The 12,579-nt window shown below is 61.7% G+C and carries 13 protein-coding genes; 2 read left to right on the top strand and 11 right to left on the bottom strand.

The features are described 5' to 3' along the window. Window positions 1–114: 114 nt before the first annotated feature. The 11 genes from FEZ59_RS07455 to FEZ59_RS07405 form a co-directional block, all read right to left on the bottom strand. Window positions 115–900 carry a class II aldolase/adducin family protein gene (locus FEZ59_RS07455; RefSeq protein WP_172932475.1) on the bottom strand — a complete coding sequence of 262 codons (786 nt, stop codon included), beginning with the start codon at window positions 898–900 and terminating at the stop codon, window positions 115–117. 13 nt (window positions 901–913) lie between these two features. Next, a complete protein-coding gene (locus FEZ59_RS29985) occupies window positions 914–1,750 on the bottom strand; it encodes an ABC transporter permease (protein WP_021342537.1) in 837 nt (278 codons plus the stop codon). After that, window positions 1,747–2,610, bottom strand: coding sequence for an ABC transporter ATP-binding protein (locus tag FEZ59_RS07445; protein ID WP_007731623.1), 864 nt, complete (start codon window positions 2,608–2,610; stop codon window positions 1,747–1,749). The genes FEZ59_RS29985 and FEZ59_RS07445 overlap by 4 nt, the downstream gene beginning before the upstream one ends. Next, a complete protein-coding gene (locus tag FEZ59_RS07440) occupies window positions 2,607–3,590 on the bottom strand; it encodes an ABC transporter substrate-binding protein (protein ID WP_046377789.1) in 984 nt (327 codons plus the stop codon). Before FEZ59_RS07440 ends, FEZ59_RS07445 begins: the two co-directional genes overlap by 4 nt. Before the next feature lie 204 nt (window positions 3,591–3,794). Then, on the bottom strand, window positions 3,795–4,751 hold the full coding sequence (locus tag FEZ59_RS07435; protein WP_019746501.1) for an NAD(P)-dependent oxidoreductase: 957 nt from the start codon (window positions 4,749–4,751) through the stop codon (window positions 3,795–3,797). Window positions 4,752–4,860: 109 nt separating this feature from the next. After that, window positions 4,861–5,733: an alpha/beta hydrolase gene (locus tag FEZ59_RS07430; RefSeq protein WP_021342536.1), complete on the bottom strand. Its 873-nt coding sequence runs from the start codon at window positions 5,731–5,733 to the stop codon at window positions 4,861–4,863. 30 nt (window positions 5,734–5,763) lie between these two features. Then, complete coding sequence (locus FEZ59_RS07425; protein ID WP_007731630.1) at window positions 5,764–6,720, bottom strand: 3-(2,3-dihydroxyphenyl)propionate dioxygenase; 957 nt, start codon at window positions 6,718–6,720, stop codon at window positions 5,764–5,766. After that, window positions 6,720–8,063, bottom strand: a complete 1,344-nt coding sequence (locus FEZ59_RS07420) for a peptidase dimerization domain-containing protein (RefSeq protein ID WP_172932474.1) — start codon at window positions 8,061–8,063, stop codon at window positions 6,720–6,722. Before FEZ59_RS07420 ends, FEZ59_RS07425 begins: the two co-directional genes overlap by 1 nt. A 122-nt stretch (window positions 8,064–8,185) precedes the next feature. Continuing rightward, window positions 8,186–9,475 carry an aromatic ring-hydroxylating dioxygenase subunit alpha gene (locus tag FEZ59_RS07415; protein WP_007731634.1) on the bottom strand — a complete coding sequence of 430 codons (1,290 nt, stop codon included), beginning with the start codon at window positions 9,473–9,475 and terminating at the stop codon, window positions 8,186–8,188. 81 nt (window positions 9,476–9,556) lie between these two features. Next, the gene (locus tag FEZ59_RS07410; protein ID WP_019746497.1) at window positions 9,557–9,955 is read right to left on the bottom strand and encodes a hypothetical protein; all 399 of its coding nucleotides are present in this window, start codon (window positions 9,953–9,955) and stop codon (window positions 9,557–9,559) included. Beyond that, a complete protein-coding gene (locus FEZ59_RS07405) occupies window positions 9,952–10,437 on the bottom strand; it encodes a hypothetical protein (RefSeq protein WP_021332873.1) in 486 nt (161 codons plus the stop codon). Before FEZ59_RS07405 ends, FEZ59_RS07410 begins: the two co-directional genes overlap by 4 nt. Window positions 10,438–10,538: 101 nt before the next feature. Here FEZ59_RS07405 and FEZ59_RS07400 point away from each other — a divergent pair, with 101 nt between their 5' ends. Further along, on the top strand, window positions 10,539–11,390 hold the full coding sequence (locus FEZ59_RS07400) for an alpha/beta hydrolase (protein ID WP_172932473.1): 852 nt from the start codon (window positions 10,539–10,541) through the stop codon (window positions 11,388–11,390). Window positions 11,391–11,397: 7 nt separating this feature from the next. Then, the gene (locus tag FEZ59_RS07395; RefSeq protein ID WP_133728637.1) at window positions 11,398–12,579 is read left to right on the top strand and encodes a multidrug effflux MFS transporter; all 1,182 of its coding nucleotides are present in this window, start codon (window positions 11,398–11,400) and stop codon (window positions 12,577–12,579) included.

The raw sequence follows: 12,579 nt of genomic DNA, 5'->3' as shown, positions 1-12,579 counted from the left end.
GAAACCGGTCCGCTCAACAGACCTCGGTAACAGTTGCGGGACACCACGAAAAGGGCCCGCCGACCTCTCGGTCTACGGGCCCAAATGCTCGCAAGAATTCAGTGCGCGAAGAATTCAGTGCGCGAATACCTCGGGTTCGTCTGCTGCGATCTTCTGGATGATGGTCGAGTACGCAAACCACCCCACCTTCTCGGTGCCGACTGCCTCGTAGGTCTGCGCCGCGATCTTCTCTTGCAGGACAACCGGATCACCGGCGGCTCGCGCCGTCAGCTCCGCCTGCATCGACCGCTCCATCGACACATACCACCACACTGCGCTCTCCACGGAAGCTCCGACGGTCAGATGACCGTGGTTGGTGAGGATCACGGCCTTGTTCGATCCGAGGGCATCCGCGATGCGAATCCCCTCCTCTTCGTCCAGCGCCACCCCGTGATACTCCTCGTAGATCGAGTGATCCTCGTGAAAGGCGCACGCGTCCTGAGCGATCGGCGTGAGGCGGGTGTGCAGCGAGGAGAACGCCTTACCGTTCAAACCGTGAGCGTGAACAGCTCCGATGACGTCGGGACGAGCCTCGTGAACCTTGCTGTGGATGACAAACGCTGCTCGGTTGAGCGGTCCGTCTCCGGAAATGACCGTGCCGTCCGACGCCACATGCAGCAATTCCTCCGGCTGAACCTGGGAGAAGTGCCGCCCGAACGGCGCAGTCCAGAAAGTCTCCGGATCCTCTGGGTCTCGGGCGGTGATATGTCCCGAGATTCCCTCGTCCAAACCGAATTTCGACAAAATCCGATACCCGCCGATGACAGCGGTCTTGCGACGACGCCGCTCACTCTCGATATCGGTGAACTCGGGCGGTCCCGGAATTCCGGCCTGCTCGGCAATGCTCAGCGGGTGATTCATGCTGCGCTCCTGACTATTTGACGCCGTAACGGGCGAGGTACCGCGAGGACAGAATGCGGAGAATCCGGTCGAAGATGAAGCCCATGATGCCCAGGACGATGATGCCGACGAACGTCCAGTCGATCCGGCCGTAGTTTCGAGCCTGCCAGATCATCGAACCGATACCCTGGTCGGCGGCGACGATCTCCGCCGACACGATGGTGAGGAAGCTGTTGCCCATCGCCAGGCGAGCGCCCGTGACGATGCCGGGGATCGACGACGGCAAGACCACCGTCTTCATGATCTGAAGTTTGTTGGCACCAAGATTTGCCGCTGCCTGCAGTTTGTTCTCGCTGATCGCTACAGTCGCGGCAATCGTGCTGACCGTGACGATGAATACCGAGGTGTAGAAGATCAGAACAACCTTCGACGTCTCACCGATGCCGAACCAGACGACGGCGAGAGTGACAAACGCAATAGGCGGAATGAACCGGAAGAACTCGATGTACGGATCGAGGAGCTGTCGCACGATGGAAATGCGGCCCATCAGAATTCCGACGGGAGCACCGATCACGACACCCAGGAACCAGCCGATGAGGATGCGCTGACCCGATGCGGTGATCGACGACCACAGAACGCCGCTCTCCCACAGTTCCTGTGCCGCCGACCATACTTCGGCCGGTGATGCAATGGTGGTCGGCCCGTACCACCACGCCAGGAACGACCAGATGCCCAAACCGATTGCCGCTGAGGCTGCATACATCAGCGTCGCTTTGACAATCTTGGATCGCCGCGCCGACGAACGCTTTTTTGTCTGCGCCACCTTCGCTGTTCTCACACCGGCTGAACCACCGGTCACTACAGCCGTCACAGCTCGTCCTCCTCAATGCCTTGGTTCCGCAGCGACGCAACCACTTCTGCCCGAATGTCGTCCCGCAGCTTCTCGTAGAGCTCGATCACCTCGGGATCGTTGCGGTCTCGCGGACGAGCCGCATTGACCTCGTAGACGCTCTTGATCCGGGCCCGCGGGCCGGCCGACATCACGATCACACGGTCAGCCAACGTCAGTGCCTCGTCGATATCGTGAGTCACGAATACCACGGTGCAGCGGGTGTGCCGCCAGATACGGTCGAGTTCGGTCTGCAGAACCTGACGAGTCTGAGCGTCCAACGCACCGAACGGCTCGTCCATGAGAACCAATGACGGCTGGTTGGCAAGAACTCGTGCGATCTGAACACGTTGCCGCATACCGCCGGACAGCTGCGAGGGGAACTTCGCACCCGCGTGGGGCAAGCCGACCATCGCGAGGTACTCGGCCGCGATACTCGCCTGCTCGCTGCGGTTCGCTCCACGCATCCTGGGGCCGTAGGCCACGTTCTGGCTCACGGTCATCCATTCGAACAACGCTTCGGAGCTCTGAAACACCATGCCGGCGTGGCGGTTACTGCCGGCGACGACATCTCCGTCGCACACGATCTCGCCGGCGCTGGGTTCCACGAAGCCGGCCATGGACGACAGCAGCGTCGACTTGCCGCAGCCACTCGGACCGAGCAGACAGACGAATTCACCTGGCTGCACGTGCATGTCGATTCCGGCGACGATCTCCGCCGCGCCGAAGCTGATTCCGAGGTCGACCACGTCGATGGCAACACCGGTGTTCTTCTTGCCGGGGCCGGCTGTCCCCGCGCTATTCGTCGAGCTGGTCGTTGAACCACTTGTTGCGATACTCACTGTGCACCATCCTTGTACCAATCCAGAAGCATTGCCGATTCGAGATCCGGCTGGTCGCTGAGAACACCGATCGACTTGTAGAAATCTACGATCGACTGAGCCGACTCGACATCCGCAGCTTCGAGATTCACCACGGCGAAGTCGATCTCGTCCACCGCGGCAATAGTCTGGTCCTCGCTGACGTTCACAGCCGCCTTGGTCGCGGACGCTGCCACGCCCGGATCCGACTCGACCTTGCGCGTTGCCTCGTCGAGCACCTTCGCGACGGTTCGCGCTGTCTCTTCGTTGGACGACAACCACGGAGCCGTCGTGATCGCCCAATGATGATAGAACCAGCCGTAGTCTCCGGTTACTGCCACCACGTGGCCGGTTCCCTGATCCAGGGCGGTGGCCGGCCACGGCTCCCACAGGACAAACCCGTCGATGTCGCCGCGACTGAGCAGTGCGGGCATGTCCGTCGGGGTCGCCGAGATCATCTCGACCGAACCGGGGGCAATGGAGTTGGCAGCGAGGTACTTGTCCGTCGAAATCTGGCTGAGACCCGGGACGATGCCCATCTTCTTGATCGCAGCCGGTGAGTCGACACCGTTACGCAGCACGACCTTGATGTAGTCACCCGACGCCTCGTACGAGTACATCGCGCGCAACGACGGATTCTGACGCAACTGGGCGATCGTTGTCGTATCGGAGCTACCGGCGATCTGGACCTGCCCGGTCGAGAGTGCGTCGACGGCCTCGCCACCACGACCGAACTGGACGAGTTCGACGTCCAAACCGGCAGCGTCGAACATGCCTTCCTGATCCGCTACGAAGAACGGAGCGTAGGAAGCATCGATTCCGACTGCGATACGCAGTGGTCCACTTCCGGCGGAATCAGCTGTGCTTTGCGTCGCCGGGCGGCTGCATGCGCCGGTTGCAACGGTCAGCAGCAGCGCAGCCGAAACAAGAGCAGTCCTTCCAAACTTTGACAGCGAGGCCATCTACTCACACCTTTGTTTGTGATCTGTGCCGCAGTTGCGGGTCGTGGAGAGCAAACCTAGCTGTGTGTACCTACACCCGAGAACCAACCGGGTCCACCGTGCGGACCGGGGACAGGAACTTACCTCGGCGAAACACTGCACCTGAAGGAACGTGCGGACCGAAATACTTCGGTAACACGGCCCTCGATCACAATGTCCACCGAATCACAATGTCCACCGAATTGTCTGCGAGCGCAGCGCACTGGCGACATTCTGCGCCGTCATCGAATAGATCGACGCACGCGCTCCGGCGCTGCCGCCGGCGACGTGCGGGCTCAGGAGGGTCGAATCGAATCCACGGAGCGGGCTCGAAATCGGTAGTGGTTCAACGTCGAACACATCGAGGGCAGCGCCGCCGACATGCCTGGAACGCAAGGCACGCGCCAATGCCGCGTCGTCGACGACAGCGCCGCGCGCCACATTGACCACGATCGCTCCGGTGGGCAACTGCGCAACTCGATGGGAATTGATCAGTCCCCGAGTTGATTCCGTAAGCGGGACGGCCAGCACCAGGACATCCGCGAGAGGCAGTAACTCGTCGAGTGACACAAACGTCGCAGCCACAGTGTCACGCGGTCTCGAACGCGCGGTGACGTAGACGTCGCAACCGAAGGCGGCAAACAATTCTGCACACCGGCGGCCGATCGAACCGACACCTACGACGCCGACCCGGCGCTGCGCCAGATCGCGGCAATCGCGCGTCAGGATGGATTCCTGTGGCCATCGACCATCGGTAACCTCGTTGTGCGCCCAGAACATGGAGCGGCACAACACACCTGCCGCGAGCACTGCCCACTCCGCAACCGAATTCGCGTTTGCACCGGGAGTATTCGCCACCGGAACTCCGGCGGCGCGCCAGGCTTCGGCATCGATGAAATTGGTTCCGGCACCAGGCTGTTGGACGAGGAGCACATTCCGGCCGAGCTCTGCTTCCTCCTTGCCCAGTGGCAGATCACCACTCCAGTCCCCCACCACGACGTCGCATGTCGGCAACTCCGCACGGAGCGCCCCCGTGGTGCGCTCAGGTAATCGAACTACTTCCGCCTCACCCCTGACGGCGTCACGGATTGCGGTACCGAGTCCGTTGTCGGCGTCGGCCGTCAGCAGAAGTACTTTCTTCACGAGAACTCCTTCGCTGTAAGACGATGACTGTACCTTCGAAAACGCGGAAGCCGGCCTCCCAATCGAGAGACCGGCTCCATTACGCAGCAGTATATTTGGCAGGAACTTCTCAGATAGCTGCCTTCGCGCTGGCTGATGCCTTTGCCAAGAACTCGAGGCTCAGCGGGTTGTACTTCGCTGCCTGCTCGTGCTGCGGCCAGTGACCGCACTCCGAGTAGAGTTCGAGCTGAGCGCCCGGAATATCCTCGGCCATCTTCTTCGCTTCCGGAACATCACCGAACGGATTTTCCTGACCCCAGACCACAAGAGTCGGCGCCTTGATGAGTGCCATTCGATCCGGGCGCAGCAGGTTCCGCTGGCGAACCTCCATCTCCTGCAAGGAAAGGAGGTTGTGGATGTTGGCGACAAAATCAGGCTGATGGTAGATCCGGTGACGAGCCTGAACCAATTCCTCGGTTGCATCGGCGGGATCATGCATGAGCAACTGCATACGTGCGCGGGTCAATTCGATGTCGTCGCTCTGGACGGCCTTCGCGGTCGACGTCTTGATGCGCTCCATGACTACCGGGTTCGCGACTGTTCCGCCTGCTGCCAGCAACTGCAGCGACAGAACACGTTCGGGCTGCTCGCTGGCCAGGTAGGCAGCGACCCAACCACCGAGGCTTTCACCCACCAAGTGCACACGGTCCAGTCCGACCGCGTCGAGGTAGTTCACCAAATGCTCGACGTAGCGCGGAATCTCGTACGGGTAGTCAGGCTTGCCGGTGTAACCATGGCCGAGCATGTCGATCGCGTGAACCTGGTAAGACTCGGCGTGCGGTGCAATATTGCGTGCAAATGCCTCGAGGTGTCCGCTGGTGCCGTGCAGGAAGATCACGGCCTCGTCACCGGATCCTGCCTGCAGAGAGCGCGTGGGCACACCGCCGGCGTCGACGGTCGTCAACTCGAAATCGAGCCCGGCAAGTTCGTTCCAGATTGTCATCAGAGAAACTTCCTTTACTGAAGGTGCAGATTATGTTGTTGCGCTGTCTGTTCCAGCTGGATCGAGAATCGTGACACCCATACCGGTGAGCCACTCGGGAATCGCTTCGTAGGCAAGGCGTTCACCCGGAACGTAGTCGAGCATCGCGGCCATCATGAGCCAGGTCCGCAACTCCTGCGCACCGTTGCCCGCCTCGTCTTCGATCTGCTGCGTCGTGAACTCGGCAAGCTCACTTGCCTTGCCGCTGGCAAACAGATCAAGAATTCGGTCATCGAACTCCGGAGTGATCGCGGCATCGGCTGCGCGGATGATCTGGCGTCGCCGGACGTCGTAGTCGGACCAGTTCTCCCGGCCGTCCAGCCAGGCTTGAACCATGAAATCCTCGTCCTCACCGTGCGGATCACGCCAGTCCGGCCAGGGCAGACGATGAGACAATCCGCCGGACGCGATCACCACGACCCGGGTATCCGCCGGATACGACGCAACGGCATCCCGCAGGGCCTTCGCCACTTCCTCACATCGCTTGAACGTCGGGAGGGGCGGCGCGAATACGTTGACCACCAACGGAACTATCGGAACATCGATTCCGTCGAGAAGGTACTGAATCGCGTGAGACTGACCATGATCGATCTGCAATCGCGCCGAGTAGGCAAGATCGAACCGGCCACCTTCGATCAGCTCGTTTGCAAGGTGCCTGGCGAACTCCACGTCGACCCGTTGCGGCCCCTTGGGTGTTCCTGACTCGCCACTGGAAATGCACTCTCCGACGCCGAGAGTGAACGCCGGAATCAGATCCAGCCAGAAACCGCGAAAGTGGTTGGAGCCGAGAATCAAGACAACATCGGGTTTCGACGCCGCGATCTTCTCCCGGCTCAGATACAGCGCGTCCCGGAAGCGTTCGGCCTCCGCCTTGTGCGTCGTCTCTTCCCAATGGGTGTTCATCAAGGTGCTGTGGGAGGCACCGATACCCAGAACTATCTTCGCCATCAGTCGATTCCTACTTCCTCGAGCGAGCGGGTGACGGTGTCGAGGGCCACTCGGATCAGATACTTCGTAAATCTCTCCGCCGCAGCCAGATCCACAGTGTTCATCCCCATCGCGAAGTCCACCTCGAACGGTGCGTCGACCACCTTGGGCATACCCACCCGAATCGTCGGGATGCCGCGGCTGCGCAGGATGTTTGCGTCGGTGGCTCCACTCGCGTCGAAGAAGTCCTGATGCGGCTCTCCTTCGGCAGCTTCCCACGCGTGGACTGCGGCGCGGCGCAACCACATTCGAGGGTCGGAACCCTCACCGGGGATGGCAAGAACCTGTTCGACGTCGATCTGCAGATCCAGCGATTGTGCGATCTCCGCAACGACGGCTTTGAGTTCGCGCTTGGCCGCGGTGGGCGTCGTCCGCGGGCTGAGCCGTAGATCAACGGTAAGGCGCACCTGCTCGGGGGTGAACGACGCTGTTCGCTCCCACCCGCCGCGGATGTTGGCAACGATCCCCTGAGGCGCAACCAAACCGTCCTGATGCGCCGCCGAGTACTTCGGGAACCATTCCTCCAACTTGGCGACCACCTCGCCGGCTGCGGTAATCGCGTTGCGGTACGGCAACCGGTGGCGCGAGCCGACGTAGGTGTGCAGACCGTGCACCGTGATCTCGAACCAGGCCAGGCCCACTTCTTCCCAGGAAACCGTCCAGCCGGGCTTGGCGATCAGCGCGCAGTCCGCCCACACTCCCTGTTCCAGGAGGAACGAGCAGCCGACGCCCTGGCCGGTGTTGTGTCGGGGGTTTCCGACACCGGGCCGGGCATTGGTCGGCATACCGCCGGCGCCGAATCCGAGTACCAGGTCACCGCGGAGCGGAATGCCAGCTGCGGCAATTGCTTCGGCCGCTGCGACGATGCAGACGGCGTGGCCTTTGGGGTTCGACGCACCTAATCCGATCACGTAGTTCTCGTCGAACTGGGCGTGCGGCGTCAGATCCGCTCGCAGCTCATTTCCCACCCACGGCAGGTCTTCCGCCGGATCGCCGGTCGTGACGGTGTCGATCGGCGCATACAGCAACAGGTCCGGTCCGGACCCGTCACCGCGGAGCCTTCCCCACGAGTTCGCTTGCCGATCATCGAGATCCATTGTGTGGGCCTCGATTCCCGACGCTGCCAGGACCGCCGTGATGTGGCGGGCCAGCGGTGCTTCATCACCCGTCGGGCTGGGAATGTTCACCACCGAAGTGGCGAGATCCCGCAATCGCGCACGATCGACATGGGCGTAGGCTCGCTCGACCCATTCCCGGCGCTCGTCGCCTAGGCCTGCGAGAGCGTCGGCCCTCGCAGTGGTCATGGATTGACCTGATGTACCTGAGTATTGCTGCGCTCGCCGGCCATCTGCCACAGCTTGGGAACTGCCACTGCAACAGCGGCACCGATAGCGACAGCCGTCAGAATCTTGAACATGTATCTCTCCTATTCGCTGGTGCCGGTGGGAATCTGAGCGTCGGCGACAGGGGCCGAGCGGGGCGTTGGCGTCCGTCGCTCTCGGGTGGGCCTGACCGGCGCCTTGGGGGTGTGCTTGGCCGCGTCGGCGATCTTCTCGGCGTACTCTTCCTCTGCCAGATTTCGCCACGTCGTCAGCGACACGTCCGGTCGGTACAGCTTCTCCGGCGGCGCGTCGGTGACCTCGACCATCCACGCATCCTGACCCGAGAACTGACCGTGGAACAGCCAGCGGATCGCACCGAGATACTTGGCGTAGAAGCCCAATTTTGCTGCGCCGGAGACGAAGTTGACCATGAGGCCGACGTACTTGTGGTTGTCTTCGTCCACCGGGACGTAGAACTCGTAATGAATGAACTTGGGGTACGCGATGCGCAGGACACCCGGCATGGACAGTGAAGCAAAACCGGGGAAGTTCTGAGCTGCGATCACAGGATTGACATCCAGGCCGGCGCCGACGTTTCCGATCTGCGAAATCTGGGTCTCGTCCGGCTTCTTCTTCCACCACCGCTTGTTCGTCCAGGTTCCCACGCCCGGGAATTCCGCCTCCCAGTACACCTCTTCCTGCACGCGGTAGATCCAGCGTCCCTCCGGAACGATGCTCGTGATGTTCCACGTGGGCATCGGCTTGAACAGACGCCACAATGCGGTGCGGTGCAGGTACTTCGCATGTCCCTCGTCGAAACCGTTCTCACATGCGAAGCGCCAGTTGCCTTCTCGGGGCTGAATACGACCACCGACGATACCCTTGTTCTCCACCAGCTCACGCGGCAACTGGTCGTCGATGGACGGCGCCGGCTCGTTGGCGATCGGGATGTACACCCACACCAGACCGAGTCGCTCCTCGATCGCATAGGTCTGGACGTTCAGCTTGCCGCAGATCTTGGAATCCGGACCGTCGGTGATGACCGCGGCCAGCTTGCCGTCGGTGAGCCGGTACGTCCAGCCGTGGTACGGGCAGCTGACGGTTCCCGGGAACTGCTGATCGCCCTCGGACAACGGAACGCCGCGGTGCGGGCACCGATCGTGCAGGGCATAAGCCTTGCCTGCGTCGCGGATGATCGCCAGCTTTTCACCACAGATGGTGAAGCTCTTGGGGTCTTTGGTGATGTGGTTCGACCACGTGACCGGGTACCAGTAACCGCGGTATCCGCTGCCGGCTGCGTTGTAACCCGGCCATGCCGTCCAATCCTGCCGACCGGCCGCTCGTGGCCGCTCGGGCAGCGCGAACGTGGCTTCCGACGCCTCGACACCAGTCATGTGAAGTCCTCTCGACACTGAACGTTTGAATGAAACAGATCTTGGGTGAGACTGCGGTCTACGCCAATGGATTCGGTTCGCTCAGCAGACCCGGACCACCACAGCGGTTCCGACGGCACACAGCACGCCATTGTCCGAATGCTCCCGCAACGCCAAAGTTATTTGGTCACTGTCGATTTGGGACACTTCACCCGACACCTCGAGTGTGGTTCCGACGGGCGCGGGCGCACGATTCTGCCAGGAGACTGACACAACTCCTTCGTATCCACCGGCAAAGTGTGACGCGGCACGAAAGAACAGCGTGCCCTGCAACTGGGCCATGACCACCGGGGCGGACAACCCCTCCGTCTGTGCATAGGAGGCGTCGTAGTGAATACGGTGCGAATTGTGCGTCGACGCCCCGAATCGAAGGATCCGAACCGGATCGCAGACCAAGGTTACCGATTCGATCGGCGTGCCCACGACTACTGTTTCGGTCATCGGACGATGAACTTCTCGACGACCTCGGCAAATGCGCCGGACTGCGCACCCCGGTAAGTCTTGGTGACCGAGAGCAGCAGAAACTCGTCCGGAGCCCGGCCCTTGGTCGTCGCAGTATCGAGTACGCGCCCTACGACGACAGCCTCATCCAGCGGGGCCGGTCGCAAGAACGTCACACTCTGCCCGCCGGCCATCAAGCGCACGTCGATACCGTCTGTGCCCGGCACTTCGTCACGGAACATGCCGTCTGCTCGGTACTCTCGATCGGAGCCGCCTTGCGGTCCTCGCAAAAGCGAAGGCAGATACATCGGATGGACGGCAAATGCCGGGTGCTCCGGGTCGAGAAATCGGGAGTCCGTCTCGGCGGCGGCAACCGCAAACGCAACCGACTCCGCCGGACGCACTGGTCCCAGCTCTCTCGTTTCCCGCGTACCGATCATCGCCTCCGCGCGATCACGCGCGTGCTCGAGTTCTGTTCTCATGCCAGCACGCTAGGCATTCGGAAGTCTCACAGCCACGAACCGGGTTCGCCTGCCGGACCGCAATACTTCCCATACCGCTCACCTCGAGGTCAGGTATAGCCATGGCTGATCAACCGAAGAGCTTGTACGCCAAAGCAGATGGCGTCACATTCCATTACTACGACCTCGGCGAGGGCGACCCCACGATTTTCCTGCACGGAGGCGGCCCCGGCTGCACTGCGTGGTCCGACTTCGGGCCGGTGGCACCGCTCTTCGCCTCGGATCGACGAGCGATTCTCGTTGATCTCCTGCAATACGGTCGGTCCGACAAGTGCACCATCACCGGCCCCATGTGGGACTTCCACGCCGCCAAGATGGTTGCCCTGATCGACGAGCTCGGAATCGAACGCGCAGACTTCGTCTGCAACTCGTGGGGCGGCACCATAGCGCTCAATCTTGCGGCAAAGTACCCGGAACGCGTTCGCTCCCTGGTGATCACGGGCAGCATGCCCGTCTTCTACGGACCACTCGCGCCGCTCCCCGAGGACGGCCGTCGTGGTCGCAACGCCCGCGACGTCTACTACGGCGGCACCGGCCCCACCCTCGAAAAACTCCGCACCTTGATCACCAGCCTCGAATGGTTCGACGGATCGAAGTTGCCCGCCGAAACCCTCCAGATGCGATACGAGCAAAGTCTCGACCCCGAAGAAATGGCCCTGGCTGCCTCGGCGGACTCACCTCGTGGCGATTGGCAGGATCTCACAGCTGAACTCAGCCAGATCCAGGCGCCGACGCTCTTCGCCTGGGGCATGCACGACGCATTCCTCACCCCGGACTACCCGCTCATGCTGGCGCGGATGATACCCCACGGCCATCTCTACATCATGGACAAGGCGTCGCATCATCTTCAGGAAGAGCGACCATACGACTACTACAGTGTAGTTTCGGGTTTCCTTGACCAACAGCACAACTGAACGAACGGTGATCGCCCCGACGGGCGGTGCACGAATCCGATTGGTACTGCTTCTCGGAATTCTCACCGCCCTCGGGCCGTTCACCGTCGACATGTATCTTCCTGCGCTGCCACAGATCACGCAAGAATTCGGCACGTCGGACACGATGGTTCAGCTGACCCTGACGGGCACACTGCTGGGTCTGGCTTTCGGCCAGTTGCTCATCGGCCCAATGTCCGACATCTACGGACGTCGACGTCCCCTGCTCGTGGGCACAGTAATTCACGTCGGCGCGTCGTTGGCCTGCTTCTTTGCTCCGTCCATCGAAGTCCTCACTGCGCTGCGAACCCTGCAAGGTTTCGGCGCCGCCGCGACGGGCGTGATCGCGATGGCGATCGTTCGTGATCTATTCACCGGACACGATGCGGCGGTTGTACTTTCGCGACTGATGTTGGTCATGGGCGTAGCGCCCATCCTGGCTCCCTCCATCGGTGGGGCACTGATGTCCGTAACACAGTGGCGCGGAGTCTTTCTCGCTCTCTTCATCCTGGGCATCGCGATGATCGCACTCGCGGCAGTATCGCTGCCGGAAACACTTCCACCCGAAAATCGGTCGGGCAAGGGCATCGGTTCCATCGCGCGAAACTACATTGCGCTCGGCCGTGATGCCCACTTCATGGTGTTGGTGCTCGTGTGCGGTCTCGGCCGCGGCGTTTTGTGGTCGTACATCGCCGCGTCGTCCTACGTGATGCAGGAACAGTTCGGACTGAGCGCCACCGCATACGGATTTGCCTTTGCCGGCGGCGCCGTCGTTCTGATCGGTTCGTCCCAGCTCAACGTCGTGCTTCTCGGCCGGTGGTCGCCGAATTCCATCACGATCTGGGCGATGTGGGGCAGTAGTGCCGTCGGCGCTGCATTTGTTGTTGTTGCCGCCACCGACTCGTGGGGATTCGTCGGGTTTGCCGTCCCCATCCTGCTGATGCTCTGCGCAACGGGTTTTGTCATGCCCAATGCACCGGCGGTTGCACTGTCCCGCCACGGAGAAGCCGCAGGCTCAGCAGCCGCGCTGATCGGATTTGCGCAGTTCGGCGCTGCCGCTGTTGTTGCGCCCATCGTCGGTCTTCTCGGCAACACCAGTCTTGCCGTTGCCATCTCCATGACCGGGGCTTCGGTTCTCGGCGTGATCGCGCTGCTCTGCGTGCGTCGATAG

The organism is Rhodococcus sp. MS13 (genome assembly GCF_013277835.1).
In the GTDB taxonomy this organism is placed as follows: domain Bacteria; phylum Actinomycetota; class Actinomycetes; order Mycobacteriales; family Mycobacteriaceae; genus Rhodococcus_F; species Rhodococcus_F erythropolis.
Note: the sequence above shows the minus strand (reverse complement) of the source record. Positions and strands in the feature narration are given on the sequence as shown.

What these genes read in the sequence shown, in the direction of transcription:
- FEZ59_RS07455 (WP_172932475.1), bottom strand. Translation starts at nt 900, where the DNA reads ATGAATCACCCGCTGAGCATTGCCGAGCAGGCCGGAATTCCGGGACCG.
- FEZ59_RS07440 (WP_046377789.1), bottom strand. Translation starts at nt 3,590, where the DNA reads ATGGCCTCGCTGTCAAAGTTTGGAAGGACTGCTCTTGTTTCGGCTGCG.
- FEZ59_RS07430 (WP_021342536.1), bottom strand. Translation starts at nt 5,733, where the DNA reads ATGACAATCTGGAACGAACTTGCCGGGCTCGATTTCGAGTTGACGACC.
- FEZ59_RS07425 (WP_007731630.1), bottom strand. Translation starts at nt 6,720, where the DNA reads ATGGCGAAGATAGTTCTGGGTATCGGTGCCTCCCACAGCACCTTGATG.
- FEZ59_RS07420 (WP_172932474.1), bottom strand. Translation starts at nt 8,063, where the DNA reads ATGACCACTGCGAGGGCCGACGCTCTCGCAGGCCTAGGCGACGAGCGC.
- FEZ59_RS07415 (WP_007731634.1), bottom strand. Translation starts at nt 9,475, where the DNA reads ATGACTGGTGTCGAGGCGTCGGAAGCCACGTTCGCGCTGCCCGAGCGG.
- FEZ59_RS07410 (WP_019746497.1), bottom strand. Translation starts at nt 9,955, where the DNA reads ATGACCGAAACAGTAGTCGTGGGCACGCCGATCGAATCGGTAACCTTG.
- FEZ59_RS07405 (WP_021332873.1), bottom strand. Translation starts at nt 10,437, where the DNA reads ATGAGAACAGAACTCGAGCACGCGCGTGATCGCGCGGAGGCGATGATC.
- FEZ59_RS07400 (WP_172932473.1), top strand. Translation starts at nt 10,539, where the DNA reads ATGGCTGATCAACCGAAGAGCTTGTACGCCAAAGCAGATGGCGTCACA.